This is a genomic window from Pseudooceanicola atlanticus (assembly GCF_000768315.1).
Taxonomy (GTDB): Bacteria; Pseudomonadota; Alphaproteobacteria; order Rhodobacterales; family Rhodobacteraceae; genus Pseudooceanicola; species Pseudooceanicola atlanticus.
In genome coordinates, this window is record NZ_AQQX01000001.1 from 716,692 (window position 1) to 738,275 (window position 21,584).

At 64.8% G+C, this 21,584-nt stretch carries 17 protein-coding genes; all 17 read left to right on the forward strand.

From position 1 onward, the window contains the following. The first annotated feature begins 77 nt into the window (after window positions 1–77). Entirely contained in the window at window positions 78–1,688 is a 1,611-nt protein-coding gene (locus tag ATO9_RS03515) for an extracellular solute-binding protein (protein WP_043745033.1), read from the forward strand. A gap of 65 nt (window positions 1,689–1,753) precedes the next feature. Further along, a complete protein-coding gene (locus ATO9_RS03520) occupies window positions 1,754–2,614 on the forward strand; it encodes a carbohydrate ABC transporter permease (protein ID WP_043745036.1) in 861 nt (286 codons plus the stop codon). Beyond that, complete coding sequence (locus ATO9_RS03525; protein WP_043745039.1) at window positions 2,611–3,558, forward strand: carbohydrate ABC transporter permease; 948 nt, start codon at window positions 2,611–2,613, stop codon at window positions 3,556–3,558. The genes ATO9_RS03520 and ATO9_RS03525 overlap by 4 nt, the downstream gene beginning before the upstream one ends. Next, entirely contained in the window at window positions 3,555–4,613 is a 1,059-nt protein-coding gene (locus tag ATO9_RS03530; RefSeq protein WP_043745042.1) for an ABC transporter ATP-binding protein, read from the forward strand. The genes ATO9_RS03525 and ATO9_RS03530 overlap by 4 nt, the downstream gene beginning before the upstream one ends. Continuing rightward, a complete protein-coding gene (locus ATO9_RS03535) occupies window positions 4,613–5,629 on the forward strand; it encodes an ABC transporter ATP-binding protein (RefSeq protein ID WP_043745044.1) in 1,017 nt (338 codons plus the stop codon). Before ATO9_RS03530 ends, ATO9_RS03535 begins: the two co-directional genes overlap by 1 nt. A gap of 22 nt (window positions 5,630–5,651) precedes the next feature. Further along, entirely contained in the window at window positions 5,652–6,737 is a 1,086-nt protein-coding gene (locus tag ATO9_RS03540) for a Gfo/Idh/MocA family protein (protein ID WP_043745047.1), read from the forward strand. A gap of 16 nt (window positions 6,738–6,753) precedes the next feature. Continuing rightward, on the forward strand, window positions 6,754–7,668 hold the full coding sequence (locus ATO9_RS03545) for a sugar phosphate isomerase/epimerase family protein (protein ID WP_043745049.1): 915 nt from the start codon (window positions 6,754–6,756) through the stop codon (window positions 7,666–7,668). A 93-nt stretch (window positions 7,669–7,761) separates the two neighbouring features. Then, the gene (locus tag ATO9_RS03550) at window positions 7,762–8,940 is read left to right on the forward strand and encodes an aldose 1-epimerase family protein (RefSeq protein ID WP_043745052.1); all 1,179 of its coding nucleotides are present in this window, start codon (window positions 7,762–7,764) and stop codon (window positions 8,938–8,940) included. Next, complete coding sequence (locus tag ATO9_RS03555; protein WP_081979423.1) at window positions 8,937–9,746, forward strand: SDR family NAD(P)-dependent oxidoreductase; 810 nt, start codon at window positions 8,937–8,939, stop codon at window positions 9,744–9,746. Before ATO9_RS03550 ends, ATO9_RS03555 begins: the two co-directional genes overlap by 4 nt. Window positions 9,747–9,770: 24 nt before the next feature. Continuing rightward, on the forward strand, window positions 9,771–10,964 hold the full coding sequence (locus ATO9_RS03560; protein WP_043745055.1) for a CaiB/BaiF CoA transferase family protein: 1,194 nt from the start codon (window positions 9,771–9,773) through the stop codon (window positions 10,962–10,964). Beyond that, entirely contained in the window at window positions 10,961–12,058 is a 1,098-nt protein-coding gene (locus tag ATO9_RS03565) for a type 2 periplasmic-binding domain-containing protein (protein WP_043745058.1), read from the forward strand. Before ATO9_RS03560 ends, ATO9_RS03565 begins: the two co-directional genes overlap by 4 nt. Beyond that, complete coding sequence (locus ATO9_RS03570; protein WP_043745061.1) at window positions 12,055–12,822, forward strand: enoyl-CoA hydratase/isomerase family protein; 768 nt, start codon at window positions 12,055–12,057, stop codon at window positions 12,820–12,822. Before ATO9_RS03565 ends, ATO9_RS03570 begins: the two co-directional genes overlap by 4 nt. Before the next feature lie 11 nt (window positions 12,823–12,833). After that, complete coding sequence (locus ATO9_RS03575) at window positions 12,834–13,982, forward strand: fumarylacetoacetate hydrolase family protein (protein WP_043745066.1); 1,149 nt, start codon at window positions 12,834–12,836, stop codon at window positions 13,980–13,982. Window positions 13,983–14,112: 130 nt separating this feature from the next. Further along, window positions 14,113–15,642 carry an aldehyde dehydrogenase (NADP(+)) gene (locus tag ATO9_RS03580; protein ID WP_043745067.1) on the forward strand — a complete coding sequence of 510 codons (1,530 nt, stop codon included), beginning with the start codon at window positions 14,113–14,115 and terminating at the stop codon, window positions 15,640–15,642. A 294-nt stretch (window positions 15,643–15,936) separates the two neighbouring features. Then, complete coding sequence (locus tag ATO9_RS03585) at window positions 15,937–16,971, forward strand: alkane 1-monooxygenase (protein WP_238318657.1); 1,035 nt, start codon at window positions 15,937–15,939, stop codon at window positions 16,969–16,971. Between the two features lie 1,548 nt (window positions 16,972–18,519). Beyond that, window positions 18,520–20,844 (forward strand): ATP-binding protein, encoded by a 2,325-nt coding sequence (locus ATO9_RS03590; RefSeq protein ID WP_043745072.1) that lies wholly within the window; start codon window positions 18,520–18,522, stop codon window positions 20,842–20,844. Continuing rightward, a complete protein-coding gene (locus tag ATO9_RS03595) occupies window positions 20,841–21,473 on the forward strand; it encodes a response regulator transcription factor (RefSeq protein WP_043745074.1) in 633 nt (210 codons plus the stop codon). The genes ATO9_RS03590 and ATO9_RS03595 overlap by 4 nt, the downstream gene beginning before the upstream one ends. Window positions 21,474–21,584 lie beyond the last annotated feature (111 nt).

Below are 21,584 nucleotides of genomic sequence, written 5' to 3' on the forward strand. Positions count from 1 at the left end.
GCCGGTATGCTGAGGCCGTATGATGCTCTCCCTCATTGGAGATCGCGTCCGGGAGGGGCGCGACCAGGGAGGGAAAAATGACGCAACAACCGCACTTTTCGCGGCGCCGATTCATGTCGGCTGCTGCCCAGACAACTGCGCTCGTCGCCTTGTCATCGCCGCTGATCCTGCGCGCCGACCGCGCCCGCGCTGCCAGTGACCTGGCCGAGGGCATGATCGGGGGGCCGACCGGCTTTGCCGGGGCGGAACGCTATCAATACGGGCCCGACACGCCCGAAGGCCGCGCGATCGAGGCCGTCAAGGCGCTCAAGGCGGCCGGCAAGGCCCCCGACCGGATCGTGCTGGGCCTTTCGGACGGCTCCATCGGCCAGATCACCCAGCCCTTCCCCGAAGGCGCCCCCTCGGTGAAAGAGCTGTGGGAGCAGGAGACCGGCATCACCCTCGACATCGTCGGCGTGCCGAACGGCCAGGAATTCACCAAGGTGATGCAGGACGTTTCCACCAAGGGCGGCGGCTTTGACATCTACGCCGTCGAATGGAACCGCCTGGGCGACCTGGCCGAAACCGGCGGCATCGTCGCGCTGGACGATTTCGTCGCCAGCCACAAGCCGGAATGGGACGATCCCGAACGCGGCTACGTGAACGGCGAACAGGGCGTGTCGCTGCTGAACCAGTATCGCGGGTCCGTCTACGGGGTGTCGCTGGACGGCGATTTCCAGACCTGGAACCACCGCACCGACCTGTTCAACAACCCCGAGGAACAGAAGGCCTTCGCCGATCAATACGGTTACGAACTGGCCCCGCCGAAGACCTGGAAACAGCATGACGAGATCGCGGCCTTCTTCCACCGGCCCGACCAGGGGCTCTTCGGCTCGACCGACCTGCGCAACCAGGGCTGGGGCTATACCAACTGGTATCAGCGCTATGTCTCGATGGGGTCGCCCAACCAGTTCCTCTTTGCCGATGACGGCACCGCGCTGATCAATTCCGAAGCGGGCTGGATGGCGACGCAGGAATATGTCGACAGCCTGTCGCATCATTCCCCCGACGCGATCAGCTGGGGCTGGCCCGAGCAATACGGCAATTTCGGCAATGGTGGTGCGGCGATGACCTGTGCCTTCTCGAACCTGCCCAAGTTCCTCGACAACCCCGCCAACGAAGGGTCGAAGGTCACCGGCAAGGTCGGCACCCACCTGCCGCCGGGCCGCGAGCATGACGACGGCATTTCCGCCCGCACCGTGCTGTGGCTGAACCTGACCGCCTGCGTGTCCTCGCAATCCGACCACCCCGAGGCGTCCTACCTGCTGCTGCAATGGCTGGGCTCGTCCCGCATCTACAGCTGGATGACGGCCAACCCGGGCGGCTATTTCGACCCGTTCCAACTGGCCAACTTCGCCGATCCGCTGGTGCGCGAAACCTACCACGACTACCACATGGATGTGGTCCGCGAGAGCGTGAAGCGCACCGTACCGACGATCAACTACCCAGGCGCCACCGCCTTCCACAACGCGCTGGACGAAAACCTGATGGCGGCGCTGACCGGGGGCATGGATGCCGAACAGGCCATGGCCAACACCGAACGGCAATGGAAACGCATCGCCCGCCGCGTCGGCGAAGACAAGCTGATCGAGGCGATCCAGGCCAACAAGGCCGCCTGGCCCACCATCATGGACCCGGCGTCCAGCTGACGGTTCCTCCCTCGCGGGGCCGTTCCTGACGGCGGCCTCGCGACCTATTCGAAAAGACACCGACCATGCAACGCTCGCTCTCATTCGAGATCTTTCGCTATGCCGCGATCTTCGGCTTTCTCGCGCTGTCGCTCATCCCGACGATCTGGATGTTCTCGATGGCCTTCAAGCCGATCGCGGAATGGCAGGCCTCCGGCGCCGACCTGACCTGGTGGCCCAAGAACCCGACCCTCGACAATTTCCGCTTCATCTTCGGCGAAAGCGGATCGGACCTGATCGTCGCGCTGGAACGCACGGCGGGCCGCCCGATCCTGGCCTCGCTTCTGTCAGCCACCTTCGGCACGCTGATCGCCATGGCCGCCGGCACCGCCGCCGCCTACGGGCTGTCGCGCTTCGGGGCCGGGGGCAACCTGCCGCTGGCGCTGATCCAGCTGCGGATCTTCCCGCCGATGGCGGTGATGATCCCCGTGATGATCATGTGGGCCTTCCTGGGCCTGATCGACACCTGGTATGGCCTCGCGCTGATCTACGGCATCGTCACCATGCCCTTCAGTTTCTGGCTGATGAAGACCTTCTTCGATGACCTGCCACGAGAGATCGAGGATGCCGCCCTGGTCGAAGGCTGTTCGCGCTGGCGTGTCTTCCTCAAGATCACCCTGCCGATGATGCGGCCTGCGCTCGCCTCGTCCGCGCTCTTCGTCTTCATCCTGAACTGGTCCGACTACCTGATCGCCCTGCTTCTGACGACGCGCGACTGGGTCACCATCCCCGTCTACATGGCCTCGCTGTCGTCCTCGATGACCGGGCAGCTCTATGGCGCCAAGGCAGCACTTGGCCTGATCGCCGCCGTGCCACCCGTCATCATGGGCATCGCCATCCAGAAACAGCTGGTCCGCGGCCTGACATTCGGAGCGCTCAAGGAATGACCGACATGACCACCGATACCCTGCCCGACGACGCGGGTGACGAGACCGCCCTGCATGGCGGCGCCGAGGAACGGAAGCTGGGCTTCTGGCTGACCCTTCCGGCCCAGCTGCTGGTGCTCTTCATCGCGCTCTTCCCGATCCTGATGCAGGTCTACATCTCGCTGACGGACTGGTCGCCGCTGGACGGCATCCCCTGGTACCAGGCCTACGAGCTGTGGATCGGCCTGCTGAACTATGTCGACCTGGCCAATGATCCCCGGTTCTGGTCCGCCATGTGGCGCACCTGCATCGTGATGGCGATCTGCGTGCCGGTGCAGTTCTTCCTCGGCCTCGGGCTGGCGATCCTCTTCGTCGACGATTTCCGCGGCAAGCGGGTGCTCTATTCGACGATCCTGGTGCCGATGATGGTGGTGCCTGCGGTGGCCGGCTACATGTTCTTCATGCTCTTCCAGTCGGGCGGGCCGGTGAACGACATCCTGTCTTTCTTCGCAGGCCGCCCGGTGACCATCGCCTGGCTGTCCGACCCCGACCTGGCGCTGTTCGCCACCATCGTGTCGGACATCTGGCAATGGACGCCGCTGATGTTCCTGATCCTTCTGGCTGGCATGGTGTCCGTGCCGCAGGACCAGCAGATGGCCGCCGTCCTTCTGGGCGCGTCCTGGACCCGGCGCTTCTTCACCATCGTGCTGCCACGGATGAAGACGATCATCATCATCGCCATCGCGATCCGGGTGATCGAGAATTTCAAGGTCTTCGACAACTTCTACATCATGACCGGCGGCGGCCCGGGCGTCGCCACCGAAACCATCTCAATCTACATCTACAAGGTCACCCAGCAGGAGCTGATCTGGGGCTATGTCGCGGCCATCGCGCTGGCCATCCTGATCACGCTGTCCGTCGTCTCGGCCCTGGCCATCAAGAAACTGCGGGGGGCTCAGCAATGACCGAGATCGTGATGCAGAACCTCGGCAAGGATTTCGGTGCCTTCACCGCCCTGGCCGAGATGGACCTGACGATCGGGTCCGGGGAATTCGTGGCGCTGCTTGGCCCCTCGGGCTGCGGCAAGTCGACCACGATGAACATGATCGCCGGGATGCTCGATCCCAGCCACGGGGAAATCCGGTTCGACGGGCGCAACATGAACGGCGTGCCCATGGCCAAACGCGGCGTCGGCTTCGTCTTCCAGAACTACGCGATCTTCACCCACATGACGGTGCGCGACAACCTGGCCTACGGGCTGAAATCGCAGGGCGTGGGCCGCGCGGAAACCAACCGCCGCGTCGGTGAGATCGCCGAGCTGTTGCAGCTGACCCCGATGCTCGACCGCAAGGCGGCAGGGCTGTCGGTGAACATCCTGCAACGCCTCGCCATCGGCCGGTCGGCCGTGGTCGAACCCGCGATCTTCCTGCTGGACGAACCGCTGTCGAACGTCGATGCGGCCTTCCGCGCCGTCATGCGGGCCGAGCTGAAGTCGCTGCAACGCCAGTTCAAGCAGACCATGGTCTACGTCACCCATGACCAGCTTGAGGCGATGACCATGGCCGACCGCATCGCGGTGATGGATCACGGCAAGCTGTTGCAGGTCGGCACCCCGCTCGAGGTCTACAACCACCCCGCCGACACCTTCGTCGCCCGGTTCATCGGCGCGCCCGGCATGAACCTGCTGAAGGGGCGGATCACCGGGGCCGATACCGGCCTGGTGGCCGATCTGGGCGCGGCGGGCCATTGCCCGGTCCGCACGGGGCAGGGGGGCGATGTGCTCTTCGGCTTCCGCCCGGAACAGGTCCATCCGGATGCGAATGGACCGTTGCAGATGATCGTCACCACCGTCGAACGGATCGGCGCGCGCACCATCCTGCACCTGGCCGCGGGCGACATGACCGCCAAGGCCGTGCTGGACAGCGAAACGCCCGTGCCGGACCAGGGCCAGCCCTTCCGCTTTGCCCTGGATGCGGACGACGTCCGCCTCTTCGACGCTGAAACCGAAAGGGCGCTCTGATGGCCTCGATTTCCTTCCGCAACGTGACCAAGCGGTTCGGCGATATCGTCGCCGTGGATGACGTGTCGCTCGATATCCGCGACAACGCCTTCTTCTGCCTCTTCGGGCCGCCGCTGTCGGGCAAGTCCACGATCCTCAAGCTGATCCTCGGGCTGGAACAGCCGGACGAGGGCGAGATCCTGATCGACGGCCGCCCCGTCACCCATGTCAGCCCCGCGAAACGCAACGTGGCCATGGTGTTCCAGAACCTCGCGCTGTTTCCGCACATGTCGGCGCTGGACAATGTCCGCTTCCCGCTGGTGGAACGGCGCGAGGACCCGGCCAGGATCGCCGCCCGCGTCGCCGAGGTCAGCGAGAAACTTCATATCGGGCACATCCTGCACAAACCGCCGGCGCAGCTGTCGGGCGGGGAACGCCAGCGCGTCGCCATCGCCCGTGCGCTGGTGCGCGACCCGGTGGCCTACCTGATGGACGACCCGATCAGCGCGCTCGACGCACGCCTGCGCGAGGAAACCCGCGTCGAACTGCGCCGCATCCAGCGCGAGATGGGCAAGACGCTGGTCTACGTGACCCATGACCAGGAAGAGGCGATGTCCGTCGCCGATGGCATGGCGGTGTTCGAGAACGGCAAGGTCCGCCAGACCGGCACGCCCGAAGACCTCTATCGCAGCCCGAATTCCACCTACGTGGCGGGCATGCTGGGCTCGCCCGCGATGAATGTCGTGCCGATGGGGCTGGCCCCCAGGATGCAGGTCGGGACCGCGCCCGACCGGGCCGAAAGCCTCGGGGTCCGCCCGGAAAACCTGCGCGTCGGCGAGGGCGATATGGCCGAGATCGTGGAGGTCGAACCGCTGGGAGGCTTCACCACACTGGGCCTGACTTTCGAGGGGACGGACCTGCGCGCCACGCTGCGCGGACAGCCGAAATTCACCGCCGGCCAGAAGGTGGGCCTGACCGTCGATTCCGGACGGGCCCATTTTTTCGATGCCGGAGGCGCCGCAATCGCGGCACATTGAAGACAGGGAGAGGGAGGAGACAATGAAAGATTTTGCCTACAGGCCGGATCCGGAGGTCCGGGTCCGCAAGTACAGGATCGGGGCCATCGGCGCCGGCATGATCATGGCCGATTGCCATCTGGCCGCCTATGCAGAGGCCGGGTTCCCGGTCCATGCCATCGCGTCGCGCACCAGGGCCAACGCGCAATCGGTCGCGGATCGCTGGAACATCGGCACCGTGCACGACACGCCCGAGGCGCTGATCGACGACCCGGAGGTCGAGATCGTGGATATCGCCTATCCGCCCGACCAGCAGCCCGCGCTGATCCGCAAGGCCCTGGCCGCGCCGCACGTCAAGGCCGTGCTGGCCCAGAAACCGCTGGCCCTGTCGCTGGACGAGGCCCGCGCCCTCAGGGACGAGGCGAAGGCGGCGGGCAAGCCGCTCAGCGTGAACCAGAACATGCGCTACGACCAATCGATGCAGGTGCTCAAGCAGATCCTCGATCGCGGTGCCCTGGGCGATCCGGTCTTTGCCCAGATCGACATGCACGCGATCCCGCATTGGCAGGGCTTCCTGGAAGGCTATGACCGCCTGACCCTGTCCAACATGTCGGTGCACCACCTCGATGCGCTGCGGTTCCTGTTTGGTGACCCGGAGGAGGTGACAAGCCTCACCCGCACCGATCCGCGCACCCAGTTCGACCATTCCGACGGGATCGTCATCACCACGATGCGCTTCCCCTCCGGCCTCATGGCGCTCAGCACCGAGGACGTCTGGTCCGGCCCGCGCGAGGAGGGCTACGAGGACGATCAGCACATCACCTGGCGGGTCGAGGGCACCAAGGGTGTCGCCAAGGGCACGATCGGCTGGCCGACCGGTGCGGCGTCGACCCTGTCCTACAACTCGACCGAGGAAACCGGGGGCAAGTGGGTCACGCCCGAATGGGACACGATGTGGTTCCCGCATGCCTTCATCGGCGTGATGGAGCAGCTCCAGCACGCCATCGACACCGGCACGGAGCCGGTTCTGAACGTGGCCGACAACGTGCGCACCATGGCGCTTGTCGAGACCGCCTACCAATCCATCGAAGAGGGCCGGACCGTCCGGCTCGACCTGACAAAAGACTAAAGGGAGGACATTCACCATGATGCCAGTCGGAATTTTCTCGGGATATTTCCCGTACGACCTCAAGAAGACCTGCGAGACGATCAAGGGTCACGGCTTTTCCACCGTGCAGCTGGACCTGCATTTCAAGGATATCGACGTCAGCGAAGGGCAGATGACGCCTGACAAGTGCCGGACCATCCGCGACACGTTCCGCGACTATAACCTGCCGATCTGTGCGATCTCGGGCTACACCAACATCGTGCATCCCGATGCGGGCACCCGCAAGGAACGCCTGGCGCGGCTGAAGGAACTGATCGCGCATGCACAATACCTCGGCACGCCCTACGTGATCTCGGAAACGGGCACGTTCGATACCGAATCCGACTGGGTCCACCATCCCAAGAACAAGACCGAAGAGGGCTGGGAAGACTGCCGCAACGTGATCGCCGACCTCGCCCAGTTCGCCTATGACCACGGCTCGGTCTTCCTGCTGGAAACCTACGTCAACAACGTCGTGGGCAGCGTCGAGGAAACCCTGCGCATGTTCGCAGAGGTCGACCACCCGGGCCTTGGCCTGCTGATGGACCCGACCAACTACTTCGAATCCCACAATATCGACGACATGGATCGCATCCTGAACCACGTCTTCGATGCCCTGTCGGACAAGATCTGCATTGCCCATGCCAAGGACGTGAAACGCTCCGGCGACGACAAGGCCGAAAAGCACGCCGATATCGGCGATGACAGCGCCGCCGAAAGCCACACCTTCCGCGGTGTCGGCGAGATCGAGCTGCCGGCCCCGGGTCTGGGAGAGCTGAACTATGATCTCTACTTCCAGCGCCTTGCGAAGAAGCACCCCAACATCCCGATGATCATCGAGCATCTGGATGAATCGGACGTGCCGCGCGCCAAGAAGTTCATCGACGAGAAGATGCGCGCCAACGGCTGCTGAGCACAATCGGCGGGCCGGCTGATCCCGGCCCGCCACCCCAAGTTTCGGACAAGAAAAAGGCGCCCCGGACCCGCGGCGGCGAACGGAGAAGTCATGGTCAAGCTTTACGGCAAGAACCTGAACAGGGCAGAGGCAGAGGCCCTCAGCGGCTCGCTCGGCCACGCGGCGGGCGTCCGGTTGATGACGCTGGGCGACGGGCTGGAACGCGGCATCCGCATGCTGGAATTCCGCACCGGCTCGGGCCTGCGGTTCACCGTTCTGGTCGACCGCGCAATGGATATCGCCGATTGCGAACATAACGGCCGGGCCATCGGCTGGCATTCTCCCGCAGGGTTCCGCCATCCCTCCCTGCACGATTACGAAGGCGAGGGCGGCCTGGGCTGGATGCGCAGCTTTTCCGGCCTGATGATCACCTGCGGGCTGGATCATATCCTCTTCATGCACGAGGCCGAGACGCCGGAATATGTCTACGGCCCCCGCCAGACCGCCAAGCATTCCCTGCATGGCCGCGTCGGCACCATTCCCGCCCGGCTCACCGGCTATGGCGAGGCATGGGACGGCGACACCTGCACCCTCTGGGCCGAAGGCGTGGTGACCCAGGGCACCGTCTTTGGCGAACACCTGGAGCTGCACCGCCGGATCGAGGTCGAGGTCGGCAGCGACGACATCCGCCTGACCGACCGCGTGGTGAACCGCGGCTTCTATGCCACCCCGCACATGTATTGCTATCACATCAATGTCGGCCACCCGGTGGTCGAGGACGGCGCGCGCTACCTTGCTCCGATCCGCGACGTGGTCTGGGCCGCGCATGAGGGCGAATACCGCAAACAGGGCGTCGGCTACCGCGCCATCCCGGCGCCGCAGATGGGGTTCCACGAACAGGTCTGGCAGCACGAAATGGCCGCCGACACCGAGGGTCAGGTGCCCGTCGCGCTGGTCAATGACCGGCTGGGGCTGGGCTTCATGGTCACCACGCGCAAGGACCAGTTCCCCTGCATGTACGAGTGGCAGAACCTTCAAGCCGGGCAATATGCGTTCGGTATCGAACCCTCGACCAACCATGTCACCGGCAATGGCGGCGCCCGCGAGCGCGGCGAACTGATCCGCCTGAGCCATGGCGAGGAACGCCGCTACGACACCACCTTCACCATCCTGCCCGACGCCGCCGCCATCGCCGCGGCCGAGGACCGGATCACCGCCATCGCCGCCCAGCCGGACGAGGATTATCCCGCGCCCTCGGGCCAGTACCTTCCGATCGGAGGCTGCTCATGAACCGCGTATCACCGATGACAGGCGGGGCCGCACAGGGCCAAGGGGCACAGGGGCAGGGGGCGCTGGCCGGACGCCGGGTGCTCTATACCGGGGCCTCGGGGGGGCTGGGCCACCAGACCACGCTCGACATGCTGGACGCCGGGGCCGAGGTCTTTGCCCTCGACCGCGACCAGTCCAAGAACGAAAGCCTGCTGGCCGACACACCCGACGATGTCGCCGCCCGGCTGCACCTGCTGGAAATGGACCTGACCGACCAGGACGCGCTGACCGCGAAACTGGCCCAGATCACGGACAACAAACCGCTCGACGTGGTCATCAACAACGCCGCCATCTATCCGTCGAAACCCTTCGAGGATTTCACGATGGAAGAGCTCCGCCTGGTCCACCAGGTCAACGTGGAGGCCGCGCTGATCTGCACCCGCGCCGCGCTTCCCGGCATGCGGGATCAGGGCTGGGGCCGGATCATCAACGTGACCTCGATCACCCTGACCGGCGGCTGGGAAAACCTGGCGCCTTACGTGCAATCCAAGGGATCCCTGCTGGGCCTGACCCGGGCATGGGCGCGCGAGTTCGGCAAGTGGGGTATCACCTGCAACGCCATCGCGCCCGGGGCCTTTCCCACGGATGCCGAAAAGATCCATCCGGATCCGGATGGGTATCGGAAATTCGTGCTCGATCACCAGGCGGTCAAGCGGCGCGGGACGCCGCATGACATCGCCGCCGCCATCCTGTTCCTCGCCTCCGACGGGGCCGGTTTCATCACCGGCCAGAACCTGGCCGTCGATGGCGGCTGGAACATGACCTGACACCCTCAACCCTGGAACGCATCAATGGGAATTCTCGACGGCTATACCGTACTCGACTGCTCCATCGCCATGGCCGGGCCCTTCGCGGCGCAGCGCCTGGGCGACCTGGGCGCCGACGTCATCAAGGTCGAACCGATCGCCGGTGAATGGCAGCGCCACGCGCCCGCCGGCGGCATCACCGGCAACAGGATCAACGTGTCCTTCCTGTCGCTCAACCGGAACAAGCGCTCGCTCGCGGTGGACCTGAAATCCGATGCCGGGCAGGCGGTCATCCGGAAGCTGGTGGAGAAGGCCGATGTCTTCATCCAGAACTACCGCGCCGGGGTCGCCGGCCGGCTGGGCGTGGATTACGACACGCTGTCGGCGATCAATCCCGGCCTCGTCTACGTGTCCATGACCGGCTATGGCGAGGACGGTCCCCACGCGCAGCGCCCCGGCCAGGACCTGCTGTTGCAGGCCATGTCGGGCGCCATGATGTCCACCGGCCGCGCCGGCGAACCGCCCCAGGCCGCCGGGCAATACCTGGTCGATGCCGTCACCGCCTACACCGCGTTCGAGGGCGCGCTGGCCGCGCTCCTGCACCGCGAACGCACCGGCGAGGGCCAGAAGGTCGAGGTCAACATGCTCGACGCGATCACCACGCTGCAGATGCAGGAATTGTCGGTCTTCACCGTGGGCGGCAAGCCGCAGGAACGCTCGGCCGAGCCGCACGCCCATGTCTATATCCGGGCGCCCTACGGCACCTTCGCGACCACCGACGGCTATATCGCGCTGGCCATGCCGAACTTCCCGGGCCTTGCCCGCGCGCTCGACGCACCCGCGCTGGCAGACCTCGACGAAACCACCGCGGGCTGGGACGACCGCGACGCCACATTCGCCGCCGTACGGGACGCCATCGCGAAATTCTCCACCGCCGATTGCCTGTCGCGGCTCGAGGCCGAGGGCATCTGGGCCGGGCCGGTCTACGGCTATGCCGACCTCGTCGCGGATCCGCAGATCGCCCATAACGGCACCTTCATCGAATACGACCACCCGACCGAAGGCCACGTGAAGACCCCCGGCTTCCCCATCCGCTTCTCCCGCAGCCCGGCCGAACTGCGCCGCGGTGCCCCCCTGACCGGCGAACATACCGACGAGGTGCTGCGCGCCGCCGGGTTCTCCGACGCCGAGATTGCCGAGATGGAAGGCGCCGGCGCCATCGCGCGGGGCACGGAATGAGCTATCGCGGTCTGACATGGGATCACCCCCGCGGCCTGAACGCCCTGGCCGCCGCACAAGGCCCCGTCACATGGGAGGTCCAGCCCCTTGAAGGCTTCGAATCCGCCCCCATTGCCGACCTTTGTGCCGAATACGACCTCGTCGTGCTCGACCATCCGCATCTGGGCGAGGCGCTGGCCCATGATTGCCTGACCCCGCTGGACCAGGTTTTCGCCGCTGATGATCTGGCCCGCATTGCCGACGGTGCCATCGGCCCGGCCTATTCCAGCTATGCCATGGCGGGCCGCCAATGGGCGCTGCCGCTGGATGCGGCGACACAGGTCATGGCCCTGCGCCCCGACCTGGCTGAAACCCCGCCCACCAGCTGGGCCGAGGTCGAGACCCTGTCGCAACAGGGCGGCGTCGCGCTGTCGCTTGCGGGGCCCCATGCGGCGCTGTCCTTCCTGTCGGTCTGTGCCGCGTTGGATGACGCCCTCGACATGCGCGACGGTGGCTGGCCCGCCGATGGCATCGCCGAACGGGCCTATGACATCCTCGCGCCCCTCGCCGCGCGCACGCCCGCGCACACGAAGACGCTCAACCCGATCGGGCTGCTCGACCTGATGGGCCGCGCCGACGACATCCGCCTGATCCCGCTGGTCTACGGCTACGTCAACTACACCCGCGCGTCCCGTCCCGTGGCCTTCCAGGACGCGCCGCGCGCGGGTGGGCGGCCCGGATCGATCCTCGGCGGCACCGGCATCTGCGTGTCGCGCCGGGCGCAGGTCGACGACACGCTGCGCGATCACCTGCTCTGGCTCATGTCCGACGCGACACAGCGCGGCTTCATCCCCGATCACGACGGCCAGCCCGGCCTGCGGTCCGCCTGGGCCGACCCGAAGGTCAACGCCGCCTGGGGGAATTTCTACAGCCAGACCGCCGCCACGCTGGAGGCCGCCGCGATCCGCCCCCGCCATGACGGCTACATCGCCCTGCAAACCCGCGCCTCGGCCTACCTGCGCGACGCCTTCGACGCGCGCACACCGGCACCCCAGGCCGCGCGCAGACTGCGCGACATGTTCGAGGCCAGCCAACCCGAAAGGACCACAGCATGAGCGCCCCGCTCACCCTGACGATCGAGAACCGGATCGCCACGATCACCTATAACCGCCCCGAAAAGCTGAACGCGATGACGCCCGAAATGGCGCAGCTGATGTGGGATGCGGTGCACAGGATCAACGCCGATGATACGGCCCGGGCGGTGATCCTGACCGGCACGGGCAAGGCGTTCTGCGCCGGTTCGGACATCTCGGATCTCGACCGGTACGCCACGCCCTGGGATTTCCGCAACCGCCCGGAATATTGCGACGCGCTCCGGGCGTTGCAGAAACCCTCCATCGCCGCGATCAACGGCTATGCCATGGGCGGCGGGCTGGAAATGGCGCTGTCGTGTGACATCCGCATCGCCGCCGACACCGCGAAACTCGCTGCGCCCGAGATCAAGCTGGGCTGGATCGGCGGCGGCGGCATGACCGCGCTGCTGGCCCACTCCATCGGCCCCTCGAATGCGGCGCTGATGGTGATGACCGGCGATCCGATCCCCGCCGACAAGGCGCTCGCCTGGGGGCTGGTCTCGGAAGTCACGACGCCCGATGCGCTGATGACCCGCGCGACCGAGATCGCCGGCACCATCGCCAGCCGCGCCCCCGTCGCCGCCGAAACCGCGCGCCTGAACCTTCAGGCCGCCTATAACATGCCGCTGGAAAAGGCCGTCGCCTACGAGCGTGACCTGCAGGCCATCTGCTTTGCCACCGATGACGCCGCCGAGGGCCGCGCCGCCTTTGCCGAAAAGCGCGCCCCAGATTTCAAACGCCGCTAAGGACCCGGACCATGACACCAATCGACGCTCCCGAAGGCCTCTGGCTGGGTCGGTGCTGGACCCCTGATGCGCAGGGCCCCGCCATCGTCACCCTGCGCGACGGCCAGCTGATCGACATCACCTCCACCACCGCGCCGACGGTCAGCCACGTGCTGGACCTGCCCGACCCCGCCGCCCATATCCGCGACGCGCAGGGCACCCCCCTTGGCGACTTCGACACCATCGCCGCCAATGCCCCCGCGCCCGACCGGCTCCATCTGCTCGCGCCCTGCGACCTGCAGGCGGTCAAGGCCTGCGGCGTCACCTTCGCCCGGTCCATGGTCGAACGCGTGATCGAGGAAAAGGCCGCCGGCGACCCTGCCCGGGCCGAGGCGATCCGCGCCCGCGTCGGCCAGGTCATCGGCGACAGCCTGCGCAACCTCCGCGCCGGCTCCCCCGAGGCGGCCGAGGTCAAGCGCACCCTTCAGGCCGAAGGGCTGTGGTCGCAATACCTCGAGGTCGGGATCGGCCCGGATGCCGAGGTGTTCACCAAGTGCCCGCCCATGGCCTCTGTCGGGACGGGGGCCGAGATCGGGCTGCACCCGGTCTCGACCTGGAACAACCCCGAACCCGAGATCGTGCTCGCCGTGTCCTCCACGAGGCGCATCCTGGGTGCGACCCTGGGCAATGACGTGAACCTGCGCGATGTCGAAGGCCGCTCGGCCCTGCTACTGGGCAAGGCCAAGGACAACAACGCCTCCTGCGCGATCGGGCCGATGATTCGGCTCTTCGACGGGAACTGGACGTTGGACGACGTGCGCCGGGCCGAGCTGACCCTGACGGTCGAAGGCACGGATGGCTACAGCCTGACCGGCCATTCCTCGATGTCCGAGATCAGCCGCGACCCCGAAGACCTGGTCGCCCAGACGCTGGGACGCCATCACCAGTATCCCGACGGGGTGGTGCTGTTCCTCGGCACGCTTTTCGCCCCGACCGAGGATCGCGACGTCCCGGGCGAGGGCTTCACCCACAAGACCGGCGATGTCGTCACGATCTCGGCCCCGGGCCTCGGCGCGCTGACCAACATTGTGCGCCTGTCGACCGAAGCGCCGGAATGGACCTTCGGCACCCGCGCCCTGATGGCCAACCTTGCCGCCCGCGGGCTGCTGGCCCCGGCCTGACCGACGCGCCTGACGCCCGCGACGCGGGATGAACAGCTGATGAACGCCCCGTTTCGGGGCACCGACGTAATACCGACGTGATACCGACGCATTGCCGATGCCGGATCCGAGACCCGAAAGGACCCTACAGATGGACGGAACGAGCCCCGATTTCACCCCCCATGGCAAGCACCTGATCGCCGGAGACTGGGTCGCCGGAGAGACGCGATTCACCTCCGAGCCGGCCCATGGCCCGGCGCATGACTATTCCGTCGGCACCCCCGACCTGGTGGACCGTGCTTGCCGCGCGGCCGAGGATGCGTTCTGGACCTACGGCTACACGACCCGCGAACAGCGCGCTGTTTTCCTTGGTAAAATCGCCGACGAGATCGAGGCGCGCGGCGCCGCCATCACCGCCATCGGTACCTCTGAGACCGGCCTGCCCGAGGCCCGGCTGGAAGGTGAACGCGGCCGCACCACGGGTCAGCTGCGGCTCTTTGCCAGCCATATCCGCAAGGGTGATTACCTCGACATCCGCCATGATCAGGCGCTGCCCGACCGCCAACCCCTTGCGCGGCCTGAACTTTTCATGATGCAGCGCCCCATCGGTCCGGTCGCGGTCTTCGGGGCCTCGAACTTCCCGCTGGCCTTTTCCACCGCCGGCGGCGACACCGCCGCGGCGCTGGCCGCAGGCTGCCCGGTCGTGGTGAAGGGCCATTCCGCCCATCCCGGCACCGGCGAAATCGTGGCCGAGGCCATCCATGCCGCCATCGTCGCCTGCGACATGCCCGCCGGTGTCTTCTCTCTGATCCAGGGCGGAAAACGCGATGTGGGTCAGGCACTTGTGCAGCATCCGCTGATCAAGGCCGTGGGCTTCACCGGCTCCCTCGGCGGGGGCAGGGCGTTGTTCGATCTCTGCGCGCAGCGCCCCGAACCGATCCCGTTCTTCGGGGAGCTCGGGTCAGTTAACCCGATGTTCATCCTCGAACAGGCATCCTCGGCCCGCGGGGAAGAGATCGGCACCGGCTGGGCCGGGTCGCTGACCATGGGTGCGGGCCAGTTCTGCACCAATCCCGGCATCGCCGTCGTGGCCAAGGGGGCTGCGGGCGATGCCTTCGTGAAATCCGCGGCGGCCGCCCTTCAGGACGTCGCCCCGCAGAAGATGCTGACCGACGGCATCGCCGCCGCCTACCGGGACGGAAAGGCCCGGTTCGACGCCCGCAACGCGGTGCGTCCGGTGCTGACGACCGATCCCGAAGGCCGCATGGCCACGCCGAACCTGTACGAGACGGATGCCGAGAATTACCTTCGGGATCAATCTCTTGGAGAAGAGGTGTTCGGCCCGCTCGGCCTTGTTGTCCGCGTCTCGGACCGTGCGGAGATGGAGCATCTGGCCCGCGGCTTCGAAGGCCAGCTGACCGCCACGATCCAGATGGATGGGGGCGATGCCGAAGATGCGCGCCGCCTGTTGCCGATCCTCGAACGCAAGGCGGGCCGGCTGCTGGTCAACGGCTTCCCCACCGGTGTCGAGGTCGCGGATACGATGGTTCATGGCGGCCCTTACCCGGCCTCCACCAATTTCGGCGCGACCTCCGTCGGCACCCTGTCGATCCGCCGCTTCCTGCGGCCGGTCTGCTACCAGAACGTCCCGGCAGATGTCCTGCCGGGTGACTTGGCTTAATTATCAATGTGATATGCCGAAATTCGGCCGACGCGCCGCACATGAATCTCCCGATCAGGCTGGCCCGTCCCTCACGGCGGGTCGGCCGTTTCTCATGCCTCCCACCCTGGGCAGGCCGGTCTCCTTCGGTATTTGCCCCTCTGGCGCATAGTCCTTTGATAAGAGACCTCTGCATGATATTTTCCGACAGCATTTCAGTCTTTCGGATTTTACATGAGCCTTATCAGTACCCACTCGGTGGATCCCCGTCGCGCTCTCTGGCCTGTGGGCCTTACGATGCCCATGATCGTTCCCATGAGCCTTCTGGCGCTTGGCCTCGGAGCGCCAGCCTGGGCCATCGCGGTCGCGCCGCTTGTCCTGCTGTTCGGCGTCTGCACGGCCATTGACCACATCTTCGGTCGGGATCATCGCAATATCTCGCTCGAAGTGCTAATGGAGCTCGAGGGCGACCCGTATTACCGCCGCCTGCTGTTCATCGTGACCGGGCTCTTCGCACTTTCGATCATCCTGGCTTGCGGCCTGGCCGCTTCTGGTCTTTTCGGCCCGGGGCAGCTCATCGTGTTCGGCATCGGCCTGGGCCTGATCCATGCTCCCCTCGTGCTTGTGGGGCACGAACTGGGGCATGCAAAATCCAAACGCGACCGGCGCGTGGCCCAGATTGCCCTCGGGCTGATCGGGTATGGCCATTTCTCGATCGAACACAATACGGGGCACCATGTTCACGTGGCCACGCCGCGCGATCCGGCCTCGGCCCGCTACGGCGAAAGCATCTACCGCTTCGCGCTGCGCGAAATTCCGGGCGTGTTCGTCGGCGCCTTGCGGGCAGAACGGGCGCGACTTGCGCGCAAGGGGCTGCCGTTCTGGCACTGGCGGAACGCGATCGCGCAAAGCTGGGCGGTCACGGCGGCCATGGCCCTGGGCCTGACACTGGCCTTCGGCCCCGTCGCGCTCGGGGTCTACGTGCTGATATGCGCGTCGGTCTGGTTCACCATCACCATGGCGAATTACACCGCGCATTACGGCATCGCCCGCCGCATGATCGACGGCAAGAGGGAGCCCTGCCGACCGGAGCATTCCTGGAACTCGAGCTTCTTCTTTTCCAACCTGCTGTTCTTCAACCTGCAACGTCATTCCGATCATCACACGAACGCGCAGAAGCCATTCCAGACATTGGCGGATGTGGACGGCGCGCCAGAGCTGCCCTCGGGCTATCCCGGCGTCTTCGCTCTGATGCTGGTGCCGCCGCTGTGGTTCGCGGTCATCCACCCCATGCTGCTCAAGGCCGTGGATGGCGACGAAAGCCGGCTCAACACCGGGCGGCAACCCTGACGCAGGTCGCTGAGCGCCTCTCTTGCCTGAACTGAGACCGCTGTAGCTGTTCAGGCCATCGCGGTTGCCACGACCATATACCACTACGGATCGCGGCGAGGTGTCATCGGTCTTGCGTCTTGCGGTGTTCCGGGGCCCAAAGGGCAAAGTGCGCCTGTCCGTGCTGACCAACAGGCCGATCATCCCGTCTATCTGATTGATCAGAGCGCGTGCGCGCATTGGACGCCGCGGCCGCTCGTTTGGGGGCGGTGGCGCACACCCGGATCGACCTGAACGTTTGTGCTTGATACAAGTTACGTAACCTGAACCGATTGCGCCGTCATGATGATTTTTTCAGTCGATCAGGAACGGCGCCGTGTATATACAAAGCTTTTTGGTACCCCCCACCGATTTTTTGATGAATTCCGTAGACGCGGAGCATCAGGAACAACCCGCGATGACGCAGCGGGTTACGTTATTCTCGCTCGGCGGTTCGACGGCACGTGAGCTCGGGTTGGTACCGAGCTCCGCACAAATACCAACACAGTCGGCGCACAAAGGCACAGCGATATCGAGTGGCCGACCGATGGGGATATCCTAGCCATTCTGGGCGCAGCTCTGGCCAACATGATTTTGCTGTAAGGATATCCACACGCCTTCCGACGGTTCCGGTCACGACACGCGGGACGGGGGCGCGGCGGGCGATCTGCTGAAGGAGCTAGGAGGGTGCGGATACTTTTGTCTTCGACCGCGCGCTCGGCGCGTCGAATGTTGACCGGATCATCGATTTCAACGTCGACACGGTGAATGAGGGCGACAGGTTATTGCTGAAAGACAGCGTGTTTGGCGGCATGACGGCCGGAGCGCTCGCGACTGCAGATTGCGTGACAGGCACGACGGCTGGCGACACGTCTGACCGGATCATTTTCGATCAGACCTCGGGGAGTATGTAGTGCGAAAGCGACGGCACCGGCGTAGCAACCTAAATCCTGGTCGCCACCTTCGAGCAGAACGCGATCGTGACTGCCGGGGATATCGAGATTTTCTGACGATCAGGTCCCAGACCCGGGTTGGTTTTTGCTCAGGCGGCGCAACTCACCCCTGTCGTTCGGACAAGGTCTGATCGCAGATCGAATGCCATGCGATTTCCGAAGTCGGGACCGGATCGCGACCAAAGCAGACGGCCCGACCATCATCCTTGAGAAAGCTGTCCTTTGCTGCGTCGCCCTGTGCTGGAATGAATGGAAAGGTCAAAATAATTCAGCCGGCGCAGACCCGAAAGTCCGACACCGGCTGATGACTAAATAGATTGCTATTGACGCCCACTCACAAACGCCGTGCAAATAATTTTTTAAATATTCTCCACACTTACGCTTTGGGGATGGTTGGGCAGGTGTGGCTCGCAAGACAAGTGTTGCACATGGGGGCGAAGGGTAAAATGCGCATGATTGCCTCCGTAATATTGCCTATAAGGATGTGCCGGCACCGCAGTTGCGCGCTGAGACGAATTGTGGAGACTCGGGCCCTGCGGTTGCGCCTCGGCTGGCCGGTGAAGAAAGGAAACAGGCCATGCGGAACTCACTGGGGGCAATGCTCGCGATCGGATTGGCGGGGCTGCAATTCATTGCCGTTCTCGCCGTGGTCTTTTCTTCCTATGTCACGTCCGAACGGGCCCTGCTGGACCATGCCCGCGACCTGCTGAGCGATATCGGCACCAACACGATTGAACATTCCCGCGGGTTCCTTGGACCGGCCCGCGGCGCGGCGGAATTGTCGGCGCGTCTGGCGCAGGATCGGGTGATTGCCAGCGACGTCCCCGAATTGCTGGAACGTCTTCTGTTTCAGCAATTGCAGTTGGCCCCGCAATTTTCCGGTCTCTATCACGGGACCGAGGATGGCAGCTTCGTCTACGTCATGCGCAGCGAATCGCCGGGGCCGTTCCGCACCAAGATCATCCGCAACGAGGGCGAAACCCGCACGGTGGAACTGATCTGGCGCGACAAGGATTTCAACGTGATCGAGCGGCGGATGGACCCGGACGATCCATATGACCCCCGCACGCGGCCCTGGTACACGCTGGCGCGGGAACGGCTGACGACGGTCTGGACCGATCCCTATATCTTCTTCTCCTCCCAGAGGCCGGGGATCACTCTGGCCTCTCCGGTGCTTGGCGGGCCGGAGGCGATCCGCGGAATCGTCGGGGTCGACATCGAGATCAGCGAAATCTCTGACTTCCTGGCCCGGTTGAGGATCGGCGCCTCTGGCCGGGCGTTGATCATCCACAGCAATGGCGACGTGATCGCGCATCCGAACAAGGACTTGCTGAAAACGCAGGACGCGGACGGCACGTTGCGATTTGTCGATATCAGGCAATTCGAAGACCCGATTGCCAGGGCCGCCTTTGCCCATCTGATGGATAGCGGCACAGTTTCGGTCGAGGAAGAGACGCTGTCTCAATTCACCTATAACGGCGAAACCTATGTTTCGGTCGTCATGCCGCCGATCAATGAAAACCTGTCCTGGATCACTGCCGCCTACGCGCCTGAAAGCGATTTCACCGAGGTGATCAAGCAGAACCGCCTGGACAATATCTGGATCGCTGCGCTGGTGGCCGCCATCACCGGGCTGGCCGGTCTGGGGCTGGCCAATTACATCTACAAGCCCGTGCGCGCCTTTGCCGTCCGATCCGCGCTGATTTCGCAGGGAGAACTGGACCCGGCCGATCCCCTGCCGAAAACCTATGACGAATTGGAAAAGGCCAATAGCACCCTGATGCAGCAGATCGCGGCGCGGCGGGCGACGGAAATCGAATATGGCCGCACCTTCGAATTGTCCTCGCGCGGGATGGCCCAGATCGACACCGAGACAGGCCGCTTCCTGCGCGTGAACGAGAAATTCTCATCCATCACCGGCTATGATGCCGAGGCCCTGATGCAGATGGATTTCGGCGACCTGGCCCATCCGGACGATCCGCTCTTCCTGCTCTTCGACACCGCGCAGCCCGAGGTCCCGCAGGAGATCAACCACGAACTGCGCTGCCTGCGCAGCGACGGAGAGGTGATCTGGGTCGCGGTCAACGCCATCATGATCTTCAACCACGACGGCAAGCCGCTGCATTACGTCCTCACGATGGAGGACATCACCCAGTCCAAGCAGACCGAGGACCAGATCGCGGAACTCAGCCGTGAATTGTCGAACCTGTCACGCGACAACACGATGGGGCAGGTCGCCGCCGGGCTGGCGCATGAATTGAACCAGCCCCTGACCGCGATCACGCAAAACGCGGATTCCGCGCTTTATTCGGTCGATCAACTGGGCAATCCCGACAAGGAATTGCGCAATACGCTCGAGGAAATCGCGGAACAATCCATGCGGGCGGGCGAGATCATCAAGGCCCTGCGCGCCTTCATTCGCCGCGACGAGGGTATCCGCAGCGATTTCGACCTGGCTGGCCTCGTCGAACAGACCCGGCACCTCGTCATTGCAGAGGCGCGGGCGGCCAATGTCTCGATCTCGGCGGATCTGGGGCGGTTGCCCCCGGTCCACGCCAATCGCCTTCAGATTGCGCAGGTGCTGGTCAATCTCATTCGCAATGCGATCGAGGCGCTGGCCTCGACGGATCAGGCGGATCGGCACGTGCACCTGACGGCGCATTGCCAGGACAACCAGATCCTGATGATCGTTTCGGACAATGGCCCGGGTGTTGACCCGAAGATTAATCTTTTTGCCGATTTCGAAACCACGAAACCCACTGGAATGGGATTGGGGCTTTCGATTTGTCAGTCAATCGTGCAAGCCAATGGAGGCCGCTTGTGGCATGAAAGTCGCGAGCCGCATGGCGCCCGTTTCTATTTCACCGTGGGCGTCGCAGAACCGGAAACCAGGGTTGCATGACCGAGCAGGACCGCCTCGTTTTTGTCGTCGATGACGATCAGGATATCCGAACCTCGCTGACCCGGGCCTTGCGGCAACGTGGCTTCGAGGTCGAAGCGTTCGAGTCCGCCAAGGCGTTCCTCTCGGGCTTTGACGGCAGCCGATCCGCCTGTCTCGTGCTGGATTACGGCATGCCCGATGTGAATGGGCTGGAGCTTCAGGAAGAGCTGAACTCCCGCGGATGGCCCCTGGCGATCGTTTTCATCACCGGCCATGGCGGCGTGCGCGAATCCGTTCAGGCGATGAAGAGCGGCGCGGTGGATTTCCTGGAAAAGCCGTTCCGCCAGTCCGAACTGGTCGAGCGGATCGAAGTCGCGCTGGACATGGCCGAGGCAAAACGCGCCTCCACCGCCGAAGCGGACGAGATCCGCGCCCGGTTTTCCCGTTTGACCGAACGGGAGGCCGAGATCGTCGACCAGGTCCTGGCCAAGCCGGCCGAAGCCTCGAGCAAGGAAATCGCGGCGGCCCTCGGGATCAGTCCGCGGACCGTCGACCATCACCGCGCCCGCATATTGGAAAAGCTGGCCGTTCGGTCACTGGTCGAACTGGTCAAGCTGGCCGCGGCGCTGCCGAAAGATCAAAAGGGCTAGTTTGCAAATGGCAGTTTCGATTTTGGCGCCGTGATGCTCGGCGCCGCAGATTCAGTAAACCAGCCGCATCTCCGCGGCAGCCGTTGACACGGCTGTTGTCGTCGTCTTGGA

What these genes read in the sequence shown, in the direction of transcription:
- ATO9_RS03515 (WP_043745033.1), top strand. Translation starts at nt 78, where the DNA reads ATGACGCAACAACCGCACTTTTCGCGGCGCCGATTCATGTCGGCTGCT.
- ATO9_RS03520 (WP_043745036.1), top strand. Translation starts at nt 1,754, where the DNA reads ATGCAACGCTCGCTCTCATTCGAGATCTTTCGCTATGCCGCGATCTTC.
- ATO9_RS03525 (WP_043745039.1), top strand. Translation starts at nt 2,611, where the DNA reads ATGACCGACATGACCACCGATACCCTGCCCGACGACGCGGGTGACGAG.
- ATO9_RS03530 (WP_043745042.1), top strand. Translation starts at nt 3,555, where the DNA reads ATGACCGAGATCGTGATGCAGAACCTCGGCAAGGATTTCGGTGCCTTC.
- ATO9_RS03535 (WP_043745044.1), top strand. Translation starts at nt 4,613, where the DNA reads ATGGCCTCGATTTCCTTCCGCAACGTGACCAAGCGGTTCGGCGATATC.
- ATO9_RS03540 (WP_043745047.1), top strand. Translation starts at nt 5,652, where the DNA reads ATGAAAGATTTTGCCTACAGGCCGGATCCGGAGGTCCGGGTCCGCAAG.
- ATO9_RS03545 (WP_043745049.1), top strand. Translation starts at nt 6,754, where the DNA reads ATGATGCCAGTCGGAATTTTCTCGGGATATTTCCCGTACGACCTCAAG.
- ATO9_RS03550 (WP_043745052.1), top strand. Translation starts at nt 7,762, where the DNA reads ATGGTCAAGCTTTACGGCAAGAACCTGAACAGGGCAGAGGCAGAGGCC.
- ATO9_RS03555 (WP_081979423.1), top strand. Translation starts at nt 8,937, where the DNA reads ATGAACCGCGTATCACCGATGACAGGCGGGGCCGCACAGGGCCAAGGG.
- ATO9_RS03560 (WP_043745055.1), top strand. Translation starts at nt 9,771, where the DNA reads ATGGGAATTCTCGACGGCTATACCGTACTCGACTGCTCCATCGCCATG.
- ATO9_RS03565 (WP_043745058.1), top strand. Translation starts at nt 10,961, where the DNA reads ATGAGCTATCGCGGTCTGACATGGGATCACCCCCGCGGCCTGAACGCC.
- ATO9_RS03570 (WP_043745061.1), top strand. Translation starts at nt 12,055, where the DNA reads ATGAGCGCCCCGCTCACCCTGACGATCGAGAACCGGATCGCCACGATC.
- ATO9_RS03575 (WP_043745066.1), top strand. Translation starts at nt 12,834, where the DNA reads ATGACACCAATCGACGCTCCCGAAGGCCTCTGGCTGGGTCGGTGCTGG.
- ATO9_RS03580 (WP_043745067.1), top strand. Translation starts at nt 14,113, where the DNA reads ATGGACGGAACGAGCCCCGATTTCACCCCCCATGGCAAGCACCTGATC.
- ATO9_RS03585 (WP_238318657.1), top strand. Translation starts at nt 15,937, where the DNA reads ATGAGCCTTCTGGCGCTTGGCCTCGGAGCGCCAGCCTGGGCCATCGCG.
- ATO9_RS03590 (WP_043745072.1), top strand. Translation starts at nt 18,520, where the DNA reads ATGCGGAACTCACTGGGGGCAATGCTCGCGATCGGATTGGCGGGGCTG.
- ATO9_RS03595 (WP_043745074.1), top strand. Translation starts at nt 20,841, where the DNA reads ATGACCGAGCAGGACCGCCTCGTTTTTGTCGTCGATGACGATCAGGAT.